Genomic DNA, 18,649 nt, shown 5'->3' with positions numbered 1-18,649 from the left:
GGCGCTCGTGTTTGACCCATCGATGCTCGATTTCCACCTGCCACCGCTCGATTTCGGACCGTCGCCGCTCGATTTCAGCCTGTCACCGCTCGATTTCCACCTGCTACCGCTCGATTTCGGCCTGCCGCCGCTCGATTTTTCCATGAGATCGAGCGATTTTGAAACTAAAGTAAAAATCAATCGTATGTAATAATAGAATCTATTTTGGTGGTGATTCTTATGGATACAGGTACAATCATTTATATCATCACAATGGGTTGGACACTGATTATTTTCGGTGGACTAACATATCTAATTGTAAAGAAGAAAGATTATTTTTTAATCAGTGGCTTTTATAAGCGTTCTGAAGAAGAAAAAGTCTATTTACAAAAAAGTGGTTATTTAAATGCGATGGCCAAAGCAATGACCATTTCGTTTTGGATCTTCACCCTTACATTTATCGTCGGCTTATTACCTATCCCTTATGGTTTTGAAATTGGGATAGGAATATTTCTTATTGTATTACTAGGTGGAATGATATGGATACAACGTTATGAAGTACCATATAGAAGAAAAAGAGCGACTTGGACGACTGCTATCATTAGCATTGTCACGCTTGGCTTTATCATTGCTATTTTCGTTGTTGGTTATATTGATAATGAAATTAAAGTCAATCAAGATATATTTGAGATTACTGGTATGTATGGGCTAGAATTGGATATCGACGACATCGAGCATATCACTCTACTTGATGAACTCCCTGAAGTCATCATGAAAACGAATGGTTTTGCAACGACGAATCTTTTAAAGGGACGTTTCCAACTTGTGGAACCATATGGCACATGTACATTATTTATTCAGAAACGAACTAATCCAGTTTTATATATCCAAACAAAGGATGATTATGTGATGATTGCTAGAAAAGATGCGAATGAAACGAGAGTGCTCCACGACTTACTTATTCAAGAAAAAAATCGACTAGCTAACAACGAATCCTATGAATAGTCAATAAAAACATCTATGACAAATCTCCCATTAAATAGTAACATATAAATTAAATGTACTTTTGGAGGCAAATTTCCACATATTGAGGTGATATTATGGGAGATCGCAACTACTTCATCATACTTGCTATCGCGGTTATGTTAGCGATTCAATATTTTTTATCAAAACATCCGAATCCATTTGCTGCACTTATCGTACCAATTATTTATATGATCATTCTTACAGGGCTGTTTATTTTTGATATTATCCAACATGTGATCGTCTTCTTGCTCCTGCTTCTTCTCGGTTTACTCTATCTGTTACGAGAATGGTTTGAAGCACAAAAGAGTCTTAAATCAAAATAAAAAGAAGCAAACACCTACCAATAAGGTGCTGCTTCTTTTTATTCTCTACGATGTGACAGCTTGATCGATAATCGAAAAGGAGACTCGTTCACAATCAATTTCCGCTTTTGCCCCATAAGGTAAAATAAACTTAGGCTCTGTGTGCCCAAAATTTAAGTTATATAAAATTGGCATATCTAAATCATACTCTCGCATAACTGTTAAAATCACATCTTTATATTCATCATAAAAAGTCTCGCCCTGTGGCTTCGCAAAAATCATTCCCTTTGCTCGTTCTAAAATGCCTTGTGCCGCATAGTTACGAAGCCAATAAGTGATGTTACTTGGATCTGGTTTCTCTTCCGATGTTTCAAAAAACAAGATGCTTCCGTCCCACATCTCTTGATTTGGCCAGATAGCTGTTCCTTTGGCAAATTCAAGCACCTCAATACATCCCCCCATTAAATGTCCTTGAACAACACCTTCCCCTTGGAGCAATTCATAATCTTGATTCGGCTGCATCGTCCGACGTGTATCTTTATTCTTAATATCCCACTCTAAATATTCACTCGTCCACTGTTTAGCTGGTGCAATTTCACCAACCATATCACTTGAAAACAAAAAGCGCTCAACCATCTCAATCGTATACGGATTCATCTCCACATTTTCCGCAAAATCAGTTAAAATCGCTGGCCCATAAAAGGATGATATACCGGCTTTTAGGCAAAATAAGTGGGTAATTGTCACATCTGAGTAACCCATAAATATTTTCGGATGTTTACGAATGACATCAAAATCAATATACGGAAGTAAACGAATGCTTTCGTTACCGCCAATATTGGCGATAATCGCTTTAATATTATCATCTTTAAAAGCTTGCATTAAATCTTCAGCTCGTGCTTCTGGGTGTTGATAAAGATAGTCTTCTCCTTTTAAACTATTTGGCATCGCAATAACTTTTAATCCAAACACATCTTGCAAACGTTTAATCCCTTGCTCATAACGCCATCTCAGTTCTGGCTCTCCTGCTCCACCCCAAGATGGGCTTACAGTTGCAACAAGATCGCCACGCTCTAGCTTTTTCGGTTTTATTAACATCGACTATCTCTTCCTTTCCCCATATTCTGGACTCGATCAAATTCTTCATTTAAATTAATTCATTACATTTTCTACTGGAACAGGAATTTGATTTAAAATCTGTCCCACAATATCATCTACTGTCTTCTTAATCGCTCCTTCCATCGTTAAAATGAGACGATGTGGAAAGACATAAGACGCTAAAGTTTTAATATCTTGTGGGGTAATATACTCACGTTCTTCCACCAATGCTTTCGCTTGTGCCGCCCGCATCAACGCTAACACCCCACGTGGACTAATTCCAAGTTCAATTTCCGAATGTGTTCGTGTTTCATGGACTATATCTAATAAATAATCTGTCACAATATCCGTCAAAACGACTTCTTTTGCTTGACGTCGTAACTCTAAAATATCTTCCGGCTCTAAAATAACTTCTAATTCATTATATGGATCTTGGAGACGATAATTTTGTAAAATTTCCTTCTCTTCTTCTCGCGTCGGATAACCGAGATTGATTTTGAACAGAAAACGATCTAGCTGTGCTTCTGGAAGTGGGAACGTCCCATAATTGCTCTCAACTGGGTTTTGTGTCGCAAGGACGATAAAAGGTTGTGGCACGGTAACCGTTTCTCCATCAATCGTCACCTGATGTTCTTCCATCACCTCTAATAAACTCGACTGTGTCTTCGGTGTCGCCCGGTTAATCTCGTCAGCCAGTAATACATTCGTCACAACTGGCCCTTCTCTTAATTCAAACGTCTCATGTTTTGGGTTAAAATAACGAATACCCGTGACATCACTTGGTAATACGTCAGGTGTGAATTGAACTCGGTTAAAATCACCATGCATCACCTTGGCAAAACTCTTCGCCAATTTTGTCTTCCCTGTTCCTGGTGCACTCTCAAATAAGATATGCCCACCAGCAATAATTGCGATAAATAATAGATCAATTTCAGTTTCTTTCCCATAGATGACTTGTTGTAATGCTTGTTTTGCTTTATGTATTTTTTTCATACCATCACCCTCCAGATTCATTTGCTAATATTTTTCGTTCAGCTTCTTTAATTTGCTTCTTAAATAGAGAAATTTTCTCTCTGTCCACATCGATATCTCCATAGCGAATCATCTGATAAATGTCACTAGGTAAATCGATTTCTAATCGTTCAAACCACTCATCGACTGTTTCGAACGGCAAGCGACCTTGGCCATGCTTAAGAGCTTTCCGTTCTAAATCATAAACAGCTTTTCTAACTGGATGTACAGGTTTTCTTCTCAAAAAGTTAAACAAGCGAGATACATTTTTTTCTTCTTTCTGTTTTAACGGTTCGATGACATGTGGTTGATTAACTTGGCGAATCTTACTTTCTGGGCCTCTTCGCTTTTTAAGTACGAGCCAAAACACAAATAAAATCAATAATCCGATAATGATGAAGTTAAGGATTAATCCTGGAGCAAGTGCGTCAAACATCGAAGGGAGCTCAGAGATATCCTCTTCCGGTTCAAAAACAACGGGGTCTTCTTCTGACTCAGGTATCTCAATATCTTTGAAAAGTGAATCCAAAAACGAAAATATTCCAACGATATGACCAAGCGCCATGGCTAGGTAAGGGAAGACAACATCCCAGATTTTCTTTAGCCCGAAAAATATAATTAAAGTAACAACCGAACCACTCAATAACAAACCTATATAGGATAATAAATAGCGAACATAATGCTTCGTTGATTTCATATTTGTCATATAACTCAATGCCGAACCTATTGAAACGACAAAAAACTGAATAAATAAATATATAATAAGTGTGGGATCATTCTTCTGTATCATATTAAAAATCATTAAAATAACGGTTAAACCTAGATAAATGATTTCAGGATATTCGAGCGTTTCACGGCGTATCATTGCAAAGCGCCACGTCAAAATCAGTGCAAGAATGAAAGTGTGTAATAGTGGAAATCCCATAAAATAGAAAATAAATACTGGAACGAACCCAAGAAAAAAATAAGTATGCGTGTCTCCAACCCAGCGACCGAGAATAATGAAAAATACCCAAATAGCTAAAAAGAGTAAATAATAGATTCCATGTGACAGAGAATTGGCAATCGGGAGCGCTAATAAAAAGATGACTGTTACTTCACTTAATAGATGCGATCCGTATTTGATAGATTTATTTTGCATGTTCACACCCCCACCTTTTAGGCATGTTTCACTACTTCACTTGTAACCAATGGTTTTAAGTATGCTCCATCATCCACTTCATGAATGTGAAACACCCTTGCACCTATTCGGCTCAAATCAGTCCGTGTTTCTTCAGAGACTAGTCCGATTATCACAATTGTATGGAAACCCTGATTATATCGTAGGACATGCTGCACCATCTGTTCAAATGAGTATGTGACAGGCATTCGTTTCAGTCTAGCTAACATTTCTAAAGTATTCCGAAAGTGTACCTTCCCTTCACTCATTGGCAAATGAATAAAAGGTATTTCACCTACCTTAAAAGCATTCAAATAAATCTCAAATGGAATGTTTTGTTTGGTCGCATATTCACTTAAATAAGCTGTGTAAGATAAAACATGTTCAATATCAACATAATAATTCGGTGGAGACTCGACATTCACTAAAAATAAAAATGAACGATTAATCACTCGCTCATAGACATTTGTTTGTAATGTCAATGACTTTGCCGAGGCTTTCCAGTTTATCCGATGAAATGGGTCTGCTTGCTGATAATCTCTGATTGTTACCGGATCTTGTATATCTTCAAAGGGCGATGTCTGATAACGACTCATCCCCGGAGTCATCTGATTTAAAATCTGAATACCACTTACCGGAAGTAACTCCGGATAGACAATGATTTCCGTTTCATGTCTTTTTCCATATTGCAATGTCATTAATCGATAGTTAAATAGATGTGGTAATGAATACTGGATATGATTCACTTTTGCAACACCGCGCTTTTTTGCAAGTAGCGGCAGTTTAATTCTTATTTGACTTCGTGGTGGGATAGAACCATAAATATGAACAGGTTCTTTCCAATACTCTTCCACATCCGAAATATATGTATAGGCTTGAACAGGAGATGCAATTTGCAATGTTAACTTACCATTAAAAATAGGAAATAAGGAACGGTTCTCTATTTCAAAAGACAGCTCCATTTTTTCTCTTTGAAAAAGTCGAACCGAAGTGGATGAATTTATAAGCATTAATTTCCTAGTCAATGTTTTTTCATATAAATAATACAAAATTAAATATGTCACCATAAAACCGATTGCTACAAAAAGCATCGTTTGCCTGAAAATAACAGCACTAACAACTAAAACAATCAAGCTCATTAGAAAATAATCAATAAACCGATTATGATGGTATGTTTCATGGTCTTTTCTCCATGACACGCGCATTCCCCCTATTTTCATGATGTAAAATTAACACTTTACTAGATTTTATCATTATTTAGAAATAGTGCAATAAGTTTTGATATAGTTGGCGTGGCCAGCACATCACAATGGAGCTTCAATACGGCCTCTCACTTGTGGGAAAAGCAATGAGACAATGCATTGATGAGTCAATACAGCCTCTCGCGGTTGAAAATCATAACGAGACAACGCATTGAAGTCTCAACGCAGCCTCTCGCGGGCGAATTTTTTCCTGAGGCAACGCATTAGAGCCTCAATGCTGCCTCTCGCGGGCGAATTTTATCCTGAGGCAACGCATTGAAGTCTCAATGCAGCCTCTCGCGTGCGAATTTTATCCTGAGGCAACGCATTGAAGTCTCAACGCAGCCTCTCGCGGGCGAATTTTATCCTGAGACAACGCATTGAAGTCTCAACGCAGCCTCTCGCGTGCGAATTTTTTCCTGAGACAACGCATTGAAGTCTCAATGCTGCCTCTCGCGGTTAAAGATCATAACGAGACAACGCATTGAAGTCTCAACGCGGCCTCTCGCGTGCGAATTTTATCCTGAGGCAACGCATTGAGGTCTCAATGCAGCCTCTCGCGGTTAAAAATCATAACGAGACAACGCATTGAAGCGCCAATGCAGCCTCTCAACATGAAAAAACAATTCGAGACATCGCATTGAACCCTTCCAGACTCCACTCTAAGTAATTACATGAGATTAAGTAACTAACGAACAAGAGCTAATTATTGATAGGCTTTTAAAAACAATAATAATATAAAAAAACAAGCTGAGAAAGTATACTTTTTCTCAGCTTGTTTATTTAATGGGTTTGCAATCTACCCCATATTACAGAGTGCCATTCCTTAATGTAAATCCTTGAAATCCGCACGGTCAATGATTTCATCAAGGAAACTTGTCCCCTCTTTTGGTCGTGGTAAATTAAAGTAATCACAAAATGTCGCACCAACATCTGACATTGTTTCACGAACCCCAATGTTAGCTTTTTTTACTTTTGGACCAAAAATCATCATTGGTACATATTCGCGTGTATGATTTGAATGCCCAATCGTCGGGTCATTTCCATGATCTGCCATGACAATCAGTAGGTCATCTTCATCTAACAACGGGATAAACTCATTTAACCAGTGATCTGTTATATTTAACAATTCACCATACCATTCTACGTTCTCAGCATGTCCTGCTAAATCTGTTTCTTGAACATTGACAAGAAAAGCAGCATCTTCTTTTTCTTTTATAAAGGCTTCAGTCACTCTGGATAATAAAGTCCTTGTATCAACAATTGGTTCTTCTGGACCTTCCCCATGTAAAACATCTGCCGTTTTTCCTAAGCGATATACTTTCAATCCATGTTTAGCTGCAATCATCGGAAACTGCTTATTAACTTCAACACCGTATCCCATATGATAAACCTCATAGCCTTTGCCATAAACATCTGCTTTCGGTGTGTCAACACCCCATTGTCCTGGATGTTTCTCTTTAACACAGGAGAGGATCTTTTCAATTGACGTATATGGTCCACCAAATGCTATAACACGAGTTGTATCGACATGATGACGAACGATACGGCCAATTTTTTTCACTTCTTCAAACGACATTTTCTTAAAATCTGCTGTGACATTAATAATATTACCTACAGCTGATTCTAAATTATCCCCTACGACTGCCGCACCATTAACTAATAGGACTTTATTTTCTATGAATGGGTATTCAACCGTATATCCCGCTTGTTCCAATGCATGTTTAATCGTTGTATGGATATCTTTCATCAGGCGTTTATTGGATTTCTTCGGACAGCTCCCAACAATTTCTTGATGTCCTAAGTACGTGTCCGCACCATGATGGGCAAGTTTGGAAGAGCCAAATGCATTATTAGGTTCGGGAGCACCATCAACAAGTGCTCCTAAACCACCAGCATACATTGTTGGTATGTGTAATTGGTCGTGCAAGACATCACGAATATGCTGGTATGTTTTTGCTTCACAATCAGACGGATTAAATTCATTACAATCTGCCATTGCCCCAATTCCAAAGCTATCAATCACGAGTAACATCATTTTCCCCATGATGTCACCACTTCCTTTCAAAATGGATAATTCTCGGAGCTCCAGACTGAATACCTTTTACTAACGCTACATGCGCACGCGTAACAAAAATTTGTGTTCTAAAAGCAAAGATTGCTGTGTCTCCAATATCAATTGAAAAATCTTTTGGTACCTCAATGGCACCATAATAATCAATTGCTTCGGGGCTATTATTATAAGCTTTCACATAGCGTGACAAAATCGTTTCTGGGTTATGCCCAACGAACGCCCCTTCCATATTCGAACGCCCATAATATCCTCCAGCTATCACTTCATACTGATTTCTATATTGATGAGACACCTCTGAAACATAAATCATTGCTGGTTTCTCAGGTAAATCCCTTGTTGCGTGTAAAGGAGTTGTTCCTGTTAATCCATGACCTGGTTCGCCATGTGTCACACCTTTTTCAGCCAAAAAAGGAATCGTTGCACAACTTGTGCCGCTTGGACCGTTCACTTGTTTTACCGTGATTCCCTTATCAATTAAAACATCCCTTCCCTTTAACAACGTTGATAAATTAGGGGTTGGCACCATTTTTGTGTGTGCATCATTGATTTGTAAGTTAGGAAAAGCTGTCACGCCGACAATCCTGATACCTTTCAAAGTCTTCACCTTATCAATCACTGGAGGCAAATCATGTAAATGAATCCCTCCTTCTTGACCCGGATAAATCTTATCTTCATCAGAAAACACTTTAATTAAGACATCTTGTCTGATCCCTAATCGTTCTGCGGTATCAGATAACTGTTTCGCACGCTCATAGGAAAAAATAGTTACCACTTCTGGTTTCCAACTTAATATTTCTTCCCATTGATATTTACCTGGCTGTACTAAATGGCCGATATGACCGATTTGAATGCCATGATCAGCTAGTATTTTTCCTTCATCAAAATCAACTGCAACGGCTTTTTTTAAACCTGCTTCAACAATGATATTTGCTAATGCAGGAAAGCGTCCCAATTGTTTTGACATAAAATAAAGTTCTAGACCATGTGTTGTTGCTGTTTTAACAAGTTTTGTTGTGTTTTCTTTTAAAATATCTACATCAATAATATACGTATTAGGGGGAATAGATCCCCCTTGATGCAACATCACACCTGTTTTAATCAGCTCAGGATTTCTTCGTTTTGTTACATTCAAAAACATGAAGTGTCCTCCTGTATCTTTTTAAAATCTATTGAACGAACTGCATCGCTTGTTTTAGAATCCTTAGTACTGTTGTTGCTCCCGACTTCATCGGATTAATTCGTAAACCATATTGTTTTAAATGAGGTTGAGCTTCGATAAAACTTCCTGATACGCGATAAATCATCGGCAATATTTCATATTTAGACTCTGCACCAACTGGATGGGTTGCAGCTCCGAGTTCATTGCTCATTTTTATCACTTTTTCAGCAATGGGTTCGGTCAATTCAACTATAACGACCTTCGATTGAGCATTAACCATGTAGGCTGTTTCAATCCCAGGTATTTCGCCTTCATTTAAACGCCGGCAAACTTCTTGAACTTGCTCATTTTGAATCGCAAGCATCACTGGTGCAAAGGTCATCATGCGAATTAATTCCATTGCTTCATAACCTTGTACTTGTCCACCACCTGAATAATTATGCTTTTGCAGACATTCGATGCCTTGCTTTTTACCAACAATGATACCAATTCCTTCTGGTCCCAATACTTTAAAACCAGAGAATGTTGAATAATCAGCTCCATATTCAACCGCAATGCCGCGGGCTTTTAAAGCACAATAATTATCATCACTAACAATCGTTAAATCGGGACGAATCCGTTTTACTAGCTGGATAACAGCCTTTAAATCATACGTATCAGTAGGCTGTTGTCGCGCATGTTGAATATAAAACACACGACATGTTTCGTCTTCCCGCAATGCTTTTTCGACGGCTTCCAAGTCATTGTAATCTACTGACTTCGTATGAATATGAAGCATCCGAATTGTTTCTTTAGTTGTCGTATAAACCGGTGCCGTATGAACAAACATCGTATCTCCTGGATTTAATAATCTACTTAAAATTGTTCGAATGGCACCAGTTCCTGCACCTCTTACTAATGCCGCCTCTTCTGTTGAAAAGAATTCTGCTAATACACGTTCAACACGTGCTGTTTGTATTGGTCTTTGATACTTCGGGACAACCCCTAAATCACCCAGTGACAAGAACTGTTCTCCAGTAAAATGACGACTCATACAGTCGACTAGTTTAATTTGCGCTTCTTTTGCCTCTTCAATAGACATCGTTGGAATAACAGATTCTGCATACTTCAATTTGGAAAAATCAAACGTCATCATAAACGCTCCTTTATGGAAAAAGCATGAGCTGGATTATGAACTAATAAATCTTGAATCACCTCGTCCGATACACCTCGCTCGATTAACGCCGGTATAAATTCTTTTAGGACGATATCATAACCTGGACCACCATGTTTTTTCCAGTGTGATTTACGCGTTAAATCAGCAGATAACAAGATTTGCTTATGGAAGCCTCGAGAGACAAAATCGAGTAAAAAATCGATGCGTTCTTCATCTGGACGATAGTTATTTTTGCCAATCGTATCAAATCCAATAAACACACCCGTTTTTAAAACTTCTAATACTTCTTCCTTACTCGTATTTAAGTCTTGATGTCCAATAATAATCTGATTCTTAGGAACACGTAAGGAAAATAGCATATCGACTTGTTCAATTCCCATCGTTCCTAATGTTGTATGAGTAGTTACAGGCACTCCTGTCGCGATAGAAGCTTTTCCGGCACCAATAATTAATTCTTTTTCAATTGGTTTAATTTCATTTAAGCTCGTGCCAACCTCACCAATTATTCCGGGAAGGATTCCTGTTTCTCCTATCCCATTTTCTATTTCGTCAATAAAATGTTTAGCGAATTCATCGCGGTCCCAACCATGTGCGAATTCTGGAATAAATGGATCCTTATAAAAGCCAGTACAGGTGACAATGTGAACATTCGTCTGCTCACTTAATCGTTTAAGACGTTGTACGTCCCTTCCCATCCCATCATTCGTTAACTCAATCATCGACCGCCCGCCCGCTTTATAAAAGTGCTCTAATTCAGAAAGCATACCTGCCTCATCATCCAAAATTGTGTCTGGATCATTTTTAATTCGAGATAAATCAATCGATAAATGTTCATGTGCGGCACAAATACCTAAGTCTTCTTTTTTTATTTTTCCTCGAACAGTTTGTATCATTCCGATTCACTCCTAAGATGTGAACTTAATCACGGAAAATCCATATATTATCCCGTCTGTATAATAACGTGACGAATTATGCCGGTGGTGCCATTATGCCGATTAACACTAAGATATTGGCAATAATACCAACAGCTATCGCTCCAACCGGGCCAATTGCCATGCGGACAATCGGTCTACCTGCCACCTCATTTAATAGATAGAATCCAGCGATAAAGAAGAATCCAAACCCTGGTGCAATCGCATTGGCAGCATTTGCTCCACCTATTAACAATGCCACTTCAAGTAATTTCGTCATTGCATTACGGATATTCTCCCCAGAATTACGAATACCTGGATATTTATCTAAGAAGCGAGCGATTGAACTTAGTAAAACAACCTCTGTTAATATGACAAGCGCACCAATAATAACAGCAACCCACACATTTGGCGAAAATAAACCGACAACAAAAACTAACGTAAATCCAACTGGGCTATAAACACCTGTTGCGATTGCGGTACTTGCTACTAACGGAATAAACCCAATTGCACGTGCAGCGGCCGCAATTCCTGCATCAGTTTGCTTTCCTTCAGCTAATAAATTTAATGAAATCGGATCCCCTGCTAGAATAAGTAAGTTGGTTGCCCCGGCAATTAATCCACCAATCACCATAAAGAAAACAACATTTTTTCTAATGGCTTTCACTTTGTCACTAAATACTGAAGCTAAGTCAATCGAAGCACCTTCTGCTGGTTTTTCCTTCATTGCATAACCAAATAAGAATATCATCCCAACGATTAAGGCCATACCTTCTTGGTTCAAGTTAACGACATTTCCACCTATTTTTATCAGTTCTGATGTATTAACGAAAATCGCTAATTGTCTAATTAATGCAGCGACAACAAATGTAAGCACACCTTTTTTGACCCCAAATTGCATGGCAACTGCTAATGAAGGAAACGCCATAAATGTAACGACAACGGGTGCTCCTACTTCACCAAGTGGTTCAAGGAAATTAACTGGCAAGTGTTCAAATAATTTCACAAAACCTTCTAATCCAGCAAGTAATCCCCAACCGTATAAACCACCAACAAGAGCTGCTACTGGTGTTCCCCACTTATTTTTAGGCGTCACTAAACCGATAATGTCAGTCCCTAATAAAATACTATGAATTAAAATAATGCTCGCTGATAATGTAAAGGGGATACCAAAACCAATGACTAAACCAAAGCTCATCGCAAATGCAGTTAAACCAAGCTCACGGCGCTTTAAGTTTCCTTCAATATGTTCAGATACAATCGGACGTAAGCCATCATTAAACACAGCAATATTCCGATTCGCCAACACAGCTGCTACTGCACCAATTAGAACAACAAATACCATTTCCATCTTGTTCACATCCTTTTAGTTAATTATTGTTTGTAATAGCCTGAAGAATCATTGGAACAGCTACTTCAGCATGATCACCCGTAAAACCAAATGCTTTTTTTCCTGACTTAACCGCTTCAATTACTTTCTCCTCAACAGGTTTACGTCCTGGCATGGATACTGTTTCACATTGACTTTTACCAACAAGCGCAATTGCCATGGCTAACGCCCCACCACCACCTGTATGACAAGCCCCTAAATAATAATCAGCTTGACCTGTTTTTAAAGCCATTGCTGCCTCTAAATCTGATTTCACCGATGTTTCAATCGACGAATCAAAATCTTTCACCAATTGCTCGATTGCCTTTTTTTCAACTTGACCACCAATGACAATTTTCATTATTCTTCTCCTCCTTGATTCATTTGAATAACTGTTGTGTAATGCATATAGAGATATTCTCTTTCTCCTATTGGAAACTCTTTTCCCCATTTCTTTTCAACAAAATCAACTTGAGCTTTCGCTTTAGGAAAATGGGGTGAGCTTTCAATCTCTTCCATGATGACTTGCGCAGGACGTTCAACCTCTTCATCCGTATTCATTCGTGTTAATGCAGATGGTAAATGAGTGAATAACATTTCTGCTTGTTCTAAGTTATTCATTTGTATTGTCTCCACCAACTGTTCAAATGCTAAAACTGTGATGTCATACGCTTCTTTCGCAATCACTTCTTGTTCTAGTAAAATGTCTAATCTCGTTAATAATTCTGCCTTATTCATAATTACCTCCTCGATTGTCACTAGTTTCTGTATATTATTAGAAAGAATCCCCCTTACCATAAATTTATAAGGATTTAAGAAAATGATTTGATACAATATATCATATTTTGTATATTGGTAAGACAATATACTAAAATAAACATAATAAGTTTAAAAATATTTAGTAATAGGGGATTTTCTGATGATTAACAACAAGCTCTTGAATGGCTATAATCTTTTCTTTATCTAACCACATTAAATAATCTCTCACGCTATGGCGTTCTTTTTCAATTAAAATAACAGCCGTCGAAGCTTTAAGAGCGTTTGATCTCGCATCTTCTGTTGTAAATTCAACTTGTTTAAATGCTTTAGCTCTTGCCTCATCGGCATTCCAAACGGCCGCATCAATCGAACCGTTTAAAAGACTTTCATAAAGTTGCATATAATTTAAGGAAACATATTCAACATCTATATCTTTACATTGAAGTAATGTGATTTTTGATTGATCGAGTGATGTATAATCAATACCAACACGCATCCCATTTTCAATTTTGTTATAAGCTGAATCAGCTAAAAATATTTTATGAGCTGTAACATATGTCCTCGGGCCAAAATTGACGATAATTTCTAATTGATCATCTTTTAACATTGCCTCTTCAGCCGCTAATTGAGACAAGACGATAAAATCATAACGCCTTGATTTTAAACCTTCGATCCGCTGTTTCGCTCCACGCATATATGCTAAATTAATCCTGTTTAGCATTTGCTCTGATATTTCTATTAAACCAGTTGCTAAACCTTCGTAAAGTCGTGAATATGGTAGTGGCATGGCACCAATTAATTCACCAACACCTGCAATTTCCTTGAGAAGATGGGTGTCTTTCTTAATCATAAAGGTCCCTAGATGCCCTCTTGACTCTAACTCAACAGCATGTAAATTTTCTAGAACCTTTAATGCTCCCTGAACTGTTCCCCTACCAAGGGACAACTTTTTAACAAAGTCTTCAACACGAGGAATTCTTCCCCCTTCTTCAATAGGAATAAGTTCTTCAGCAATTTGCTTTGCAGCAAGACCGTTTTTTGAAAATAAGCTTTCCCAAATTCGACTCATCCCTATACACGCCCCCTTTAACCATCTTGTAAAAAATATCTATGCCATACATCAGGCAATTCGATGATTTGTTCTATTTGCTCCGCGAGAAGAAATGCTCTTCTTGCAAAATCTAGTCCATTCTTTGCTATGATAACAAATCCACTCGCTAAATGCTCTGTTGGAAGCGTTATAGCCGTTGTTTGACACATATTAGCTGCACGGATTAAATACTTCCCATGCTGAGCTGTGATGTTTTTACCAACTATGCCGAATTGTTGTGGAATCGTTTCTCCATAACCGAATACATCGACAGGTCCTTCACACGTCAAAATGAAGTCAGCGCTTTCAAAACATGTTTTAATTGTTTGGATAGCCATTTGTCGGTTATCGATTCCTGACATATCTACTTCATGAATTGTTATGTTTTCAGAATCAAGTTGACTTAAGTATGTCATGACAACCTCAAACATGTCTGTTCCATCTGGACGGGTTACAGTTCTTCTTTTTGGGATAGCAATGGCATAATGTTCTTCTTCAGTTGTCAAACTTTGTCCCAACAATATTTCCAAAACTTCTTTGATGACAATGATACGCTTTCCTATCACACCAATACTTGGAGAAAACGAAATCCTATCTGTCGACAGTTTCTTTTCTTTCGTGACCAGTCCTAATCCTGCACCAATAACAGCTGGCAATTGACAACTCATCGCTGGTGCCAATACAGACCCACCACCATCTGTCCCAACGGCAACATCGGTGATTCCTTTTAAGAGATTTATCGGTCCCCCGCTAGATGAACCAGTCATCACACGATATGTTAGTGGATTTATGAGATCTGTATCAATCGCTCTTCCTTTATCAGCCGCCTTATCAACCGTTAACTGAATAAAGTTATCAGCTTGTAATAAAGGCTTGATGATATCAGTAGGAATTCCTTCTTTTATTCCGACATAACATGTTGCTTCAGTTATATGCTCAGGGTTGACATCACACACACGAATAACCGAGCGACCTAACTCTCGATTCGCTAACTCGATTCTTCTTGCTAAAATTGACATGTTCAACACCCCTTCCGAAGCATTTTCCTATAAAAATGATGAAGTTATTTGTATTTGATTTTATACAATATACATTATATTGTATATTGTAATTATAACCTCTTTTTTAAGCTGTGGCAAATGAAAATATTGAATACTTTTGATCTAATCTAATCCCCTATACTTTAGTGGGGTTTTTCTTTTTCTTATCCATTTATCTTTACACAATATTTTCATGTCTCTATCTAAATTGTTCTATGCTATATACGTAATGGAATTTCAATGTGTTATCACTTAAGGTGTGGGCACGGACTTATATGACGTTGAACTATCCTATGCTGTAACTCAAGCGTTCAGCACAAACTTATATGATATTGGATATTTATACGAAGTCACAATTTTTTAGCCCTTTGAGTACCCGATGGCCCCACCGATTGATATAGCATTTTTACGTATCGGATACCAAAAATTATATTGAGATTATTACATGATTAGCTATCACACACCATTCTCTTCTCACATACTCGAATAGCATATGTCGTCGAATCAATAAGCTCTTGATTATCTTTCCGCATTCTAATTTCCAATGCCTCTTCAAAATATGTTAATGCTGAATGATATTTCCCTTGATCGAAGAAGTTTTTTCCAGCATGCTGATAAACAAAGTCTAAATACGTTGTTTTGTAATTATCATTTTCCAAAGCTTGATTGACTAGTCTGTTAAATATTTTATTGGATACTGTGAAATTTTTCATCCATTGATGTGTATGTGCCAAACGTAATTCATTAACAAATCGAGCTCTATCATTCTGGTGGCTCTCATTTATTTTCACAGCTAAGTCCAAATACCTTTTACTTTCATCTAGTTGCTGGACAATTCTTGAATAGACGCCTATTAGACCGTATAACTTAGCCTTTTCTCCTTCAGTCTGAACATAAGACAATGATTCTTTTATAAAATTGATACCTTTAATCATGTCTCCTTTTGAGATTGGAACTTCTCTTAAATCGTCATCAAAGTGAAATTTCATATTAAATGGTATGTCAGAAAAATTCATTATCAGTCTCCTTTTAAATATAATTGAATATGTGATGTCATCTGTGCTTTATGTTTGAGCATATTAATCATTGTTTATATCGATTTCTTAAACATAGGGTACAATGAATTCTTATAAATTACAATATTTAAAAATAGAACCACTATCATGTTATCCTTCAATCTGATAAAGACTATAATAAAATGACCGCTAATAGTAGCGGTCATCGATAGGCATACCCCATCAAGAGGGTTGATCACCTATCCCTCAGTTCCTGTTTAAAGTAAATGGGGGACTGTTTCTTGTTCATTTCTTGGATTCTAATCGAGCAATATCACGCCCTAAGCGAACGATAACACATCCTTGTCGAGTGATTGTTCCACGTACTCTATTCGAACGATACCTCAATCGACTTGAAATTGCCCCATCATTCCTGCGTCTTCATGTTCTAAAATATGGCAATGGTACATGAATGTGCCTTTATGTTTAAACGTGGCTATCAATTTTACATTTTCCCCTGGCATTAATAAGACAGTATCTTTCCAACCACGTTCATTTTCTGGTGGTTCTTCTCCATTCCTTTCAAGTATCTGAAATTGAACACCATGAACATGGAAAGGATGCTCCATTGCCATTCTTCCGTTGGGATTGGATACGTCCCATATTTCGGTTTCATCTAAGTTCACTTCTTCATCAATTCGATGTATATCCATTTGCTTTCCATTAATGTTTACCATATGCCCCATCCCTTGAAGGACGAATTCACGACTCTTTGTAGCTTCCTCTGGGTTAATCGCTTTAATGGTTGTTAATTGCTCCGGTATATCTGTTTCTTTATCTGGTTCCTCTCCGACTATAAACGTCATCAACCTGACATTTTGATCAAACAATTCAATGCGTTCTCCTTCTTTGTATGAAGAAAAATCAACAATCACTTCCGCTCTTTCCGATGCACCAAGTATAAGTTCATGTCGTTTCACTGGTTTTTCTAAAAAACCACCATCCGATGCAATTTGCCAAAATCGTAATTCATCTTTTAAATGAAGTTGATTTGTCCGGGCATTAGAGCCATTTAAAAAACGCAAACGTACTTTACCTCTTGGTACCTCTAACAACGCATCGTTCGCTCCATTCACAAGAGGAGTATCTCCGTGTTTTCCGTGCATAACATCCATCATATTTAAATCATAAATTAACTTCCCATTTTGATTTAATTGACGGTCTTGAATGACTAACGGAAAATCATTTCTTCCATAATCTTTTGGAATAGGAAGTTTGTCCGAGACCTCATCTTCTATAAGGAGTAACCCAGCTAATCCTTTATAAACTTGTTTACCTGTTTTATGAAGTGGATGTGGATGATACCACAATGTTGCAGCAGGTTGATTAATCGTAAACGTTGTCTGTAACGATTCATTTGGCTGAATAACTTGATGTGGTCCACCGTCTACATCTCCAGGAATTTCTAATCCATGCCAATGTACCGTCGTTTCTTCGTCACCTAAAGCATTTTTTATGTTGACTGTTATTTCTTCACCGTTTCTCGCTTTTATGACAGGTCCTAAGTAATTGCCATTATAGCCATATGTTTCTGTTTCAACACCATTCACAAAAACATTTGTAGATTTTTGGGCTGTTAAATTATATTCCGCAATCTTTTCATCAGGATTTTGATCTTCTAAAATCTCAGGAATAGGTAAAGTCGTAATAGTTGAATGGGCATTTTCTTTTGATTTGTCACGACTTGTAGTATCATGACTAGCTTGGCTTTCGTCATCATGATATAAATAAAATGCCCCCACCATCAATGCGAGAACTAGTATTATTAAAGTGATTCGATTCATTCTGTTCTTCATGGTTCATCCCTCACTGTTTTCAATTATGTTATAAACAAATTTTATAAGAAATTCATCCAGAAATTGTGCAGAAACCCTGAACAGAAGATGAACAAGAAAAAAACGAGCGTATCCCTATGATTAGAGATACGCTTTTGCAAAATTAATCCTCTTTTAGAATTCTCTTTTTATGTTCATATTCTTCATCTGTGATTTCGCCTTTAGCATACCGTTCTTTTAAAATGTTTAAGGCATCATTCGGTGCGCTTTTTTCATTTTCATGTTTATTATTCTGTATCACTTTGACAACCAAATAAATTAAGGCAATGATTAACAAAATAAAAATAATCATCCAAAAGACTCCAAACCAGCCGTAACCCATCATTCCGTGTTGTCCATAATGTCGAAAATCCATCATGCTAATTCCTCCTTCTTTAATTTTTAG

Annotated in this window: 19 protein-coding genes; 3 read left to right on the top strand and 16 right to left on the bottom strand. The window is 37.5% G+C overall.

Annotated features, from left to right (window positions below; all coding sequences use genetic code 11):
• The first annotated feature begins 7 nt into the window (after positions 1-7).
• From VIG73_RS01455 to VIG73_RS01445, 3 genes are all read left to right on the top strand, one after another.
• On the top strand, positions 8-190 hold the full coding sequence (locus VIG73_RS01455; RefSeq protein WP_331638655.1) for a hypothetical protein: 183 nt from the start codon (positions 8-10) through the stop codon (positions 188-190).
• A gap of 29 nt (positions 191-219) precedes the next feature.
• The gene (locus tag VIG73_RS01450) at positions 220-984 is read left to right on the top strand and encodes a DUF3784 domain-containing protein (protein WP_331638653.1); all 765 of its coding nucleotides are present in this window, start codon (positions 220-222) and stop codon (positions 982-984) included.
• A 95-nt stretch (positions 985-1,079) separates the two neighbouring features.
• On the top strand, positions 1,080-1,328 hold the full coding sequence (locus VIG73_RS01445) for a hypothetical protein (RefSeq protein ID WP_331638651.1): 249 nt from the start codon (positions 1,080-1,082) through the stop codon (positions 1,326-1,328).
• A gap of 45 nt (positions 1,329-1,373) precedes the next feature.
• On the opposite strand, the gene VIG73_RS01440 is transcribed toward VIG73_RS01445, so the two are convergent.
• The 16 genes from VIG73_RS01440 to VIG73_RS01365 all read right to left on the bottom strand — a co-directional run bounded on the left by VIG73_RS01440 (position 1,374) and on the right by VIG73_RS01365 (position 18,622).
• Positions 1,374-2,405: a S66 peptidase family protein gene (locus VIG73_RS01440; RefSeq protein ID WP_331638649.1), complete on the bottom strand. Its 1,032-nt coding sequence runs from the start codon at positions 2,403-2,405 to the stop codon at positions 1,374-1,376.
• A gap of 54 nt (positions 2,406-2,459) precedes the next feature.
• Complete coding sequence (locus tag VIG73_RS01435; RefSeq protein ID WP_331638647.1) at positions 2,460-3,398, bottom strand: MoxR family ATPase; 939 nt, start codon at positions 3,396-3,398, stop codon at positions 2,460-2,462.
• Between the two features lie 4 nt (positions 3,399-3,402).
• Positions 3,403-4,557, bottom strand: coding sequence for a hypothetical protein (locus VIG73_RS01430; RefSeq protein WP_331638645.1), 1,155 nt, complete (start codon positions 4,555-4,557; stop codon positions 3,403-3,405).
• 17 nt (positions 4,558-4,574) lie between these two features.
• Positions 4,575-5,774, bottom strand: a complete 1,200-nt coding sequence (locus VIG73_RS01425) for a DUF58 domain-containing protein (RefSeq protein WP_331638644.1) — start codon at positions 5,772-5,774, stop codon at positions 4,575-4,577.
• 868 nt (positions 5,775-6,642) lie between these two features.
• Positions 6,643-7,863, bottom strand: a complete 1,221-nt coding sequence (locus VIG73_RS01420; RefSeq protein WP_331638642.1) for a phosphopentomutase — start codon at positions 7,861-7,863, stop codon at positions 6,643-6,645.
• Positions 7,864-7,867: 4 nt separating this feature from the next.
• Entirely contained in the window at positions 7,868-9,028 is a 1,161-nt protein-coding gene (locus tag VIG73_RS01415; protein WP_331638640.1) for a YhfX family PLP-dependent enzyme, read from the bottom strand.
• A 28-nt stretch (positions 9,029-9,056) separates the two neighbouring features.
• Complete coding sequence (locus tag VIG73_RS01410) at positions 9,057-10,181, bottom strand: aminotransferase class V-fold PLP-dependent enzyme (RefSeq protein WP_414648352.1); 1,125 nt, start codon at positions 10,179-10,181, stop codon at positions 9,057-9,059.
• On the bottom strand, positions 10,181-11,098 hold the full coding sequence (locus VIG73_RS01405) for a phosphotriesterase (protein ID WP_331638636.1): 918 nt from the start codon (positions 11,096-11,098) through the stop codon (positions 10,181-10,183). Before VIG73_RS01405 ends, VIG73_RS01410 begins: the two co-directional genes overlap by 1 nt.
• Positions 11,099-11,174: 76 nt before the next feature.
• Positions 11,175-12,467 carry a YhfT family protein gene (locus VIG73_RS01400; protein ID WP_331638634.1) on the bottom strand — a complete coding sequence of 431 codons (1,293 nt, stop codon included), beginning with the start codon at positions 12,465-12,467 and terminating at the stop codon, positions 11,175-11,177.
• 19 nt (positions 12,468-12,486) lie between these two features.
• Positions 12,487-12,846 (bottom strand): DUF2620 domain-containing protein, encoded by a 360-nt coding sequence (locus VIG73_RS01395; RefSeq protein ID WP_331638632.1) that lies wholly within the window; start codon positions 12,844-12,846, stop codon positions 12,487-12,489.
• Positions 12,846-13,223 carry a PRD domain-containing protein gene (locus VIG73_RS01390; protein ID WP_331638630.1) on the bottom strand — a complete coding sequence of 126 codons (378 nt, stop codon included), beginning with the start codon at positions 13,221-13,223 and terminating at the stop codon, positions 12,846-12,848. Before VIG73_RS01390 ends, VIG73_RS01395 begins: the two co-directional genes overlap by 1 nt.
• Positions 13,224-13,383: 160 nt before the next feature.
• Positions 13,384-14,313, bottom strand: coding sequence for a GntR family transcriptional regulator YhfZ (gene yhfZ, locus VIG73_RS01385; protein WP_331638628.1), 930 nt, complete (start codon positions 14,311-14,313; stop codon positions 13,384-13,386).
• Positions 14,314-14,330: 17 nt separating this feature from the next.
• A complete protein-coding gene (locus tag VIG73_RS01380) occupies positions 14,331-15,353 on the bottom strand; it encodes a hypothetical protein (RefSeq protein ID WP_331638627.1) in 1,023 nt (340 codons plus the stop codon).
• Positions 15,354-15,823: 470 nt separating this feature from the next.
• Positions 15,824-16,390, bottom strand: a complete 567-nt coding sequence (locus tag VIG73_RS01375; protein ID WP_331638625.1) for a tetratricopeptide repeat protein — start codon at positions 16,388-16,390, stop codon at positions 15,824-15,826.
• A 383-nt stretch (positions 16,391-16,773) separates the two neighbouring features.
• On the bottom strand, positions 16,774-18,225 hold the full coding sequence (locus tag VIG73_RS01370) for a multicopper oxidase family protein (RefSeq protein ID WP_331638623.1): 1,452 nt from the start codon (positions 18,223-18,225) through the stop codon (positions 16,774-16,776).
• Between the two features lie 142 nt (positions 18,226-18,367).
• Positions 18,368-18,622: an SHOCT domain-containing protein gene (locus tag VIG73_RS01365; RefSeq protein ID WP_331638621.1), complete on the bottom strand. Its 255-nt coding sequence runs from the start codon at positions 18,620-18,622 to the stop codon at positions 18,368-18,370.
• Between the last annotated feature and the right edge of the window lie 27 nt (positions 18,623-18,649).

Origin of the sequence: Cerasibacillus sp. (assembly GCF_036516575.1) — a bacterium.
Lineage (GTDB): Bacteria > Bacillota > Bacilli > Bacillales > Amphibacillaceae > Cerasibacillus.
The sequence above is the reverse complement of the archived record's forward strand: the minus strand, read 5'-3'. Positions and strand labels throughout refer to the sequence as shown.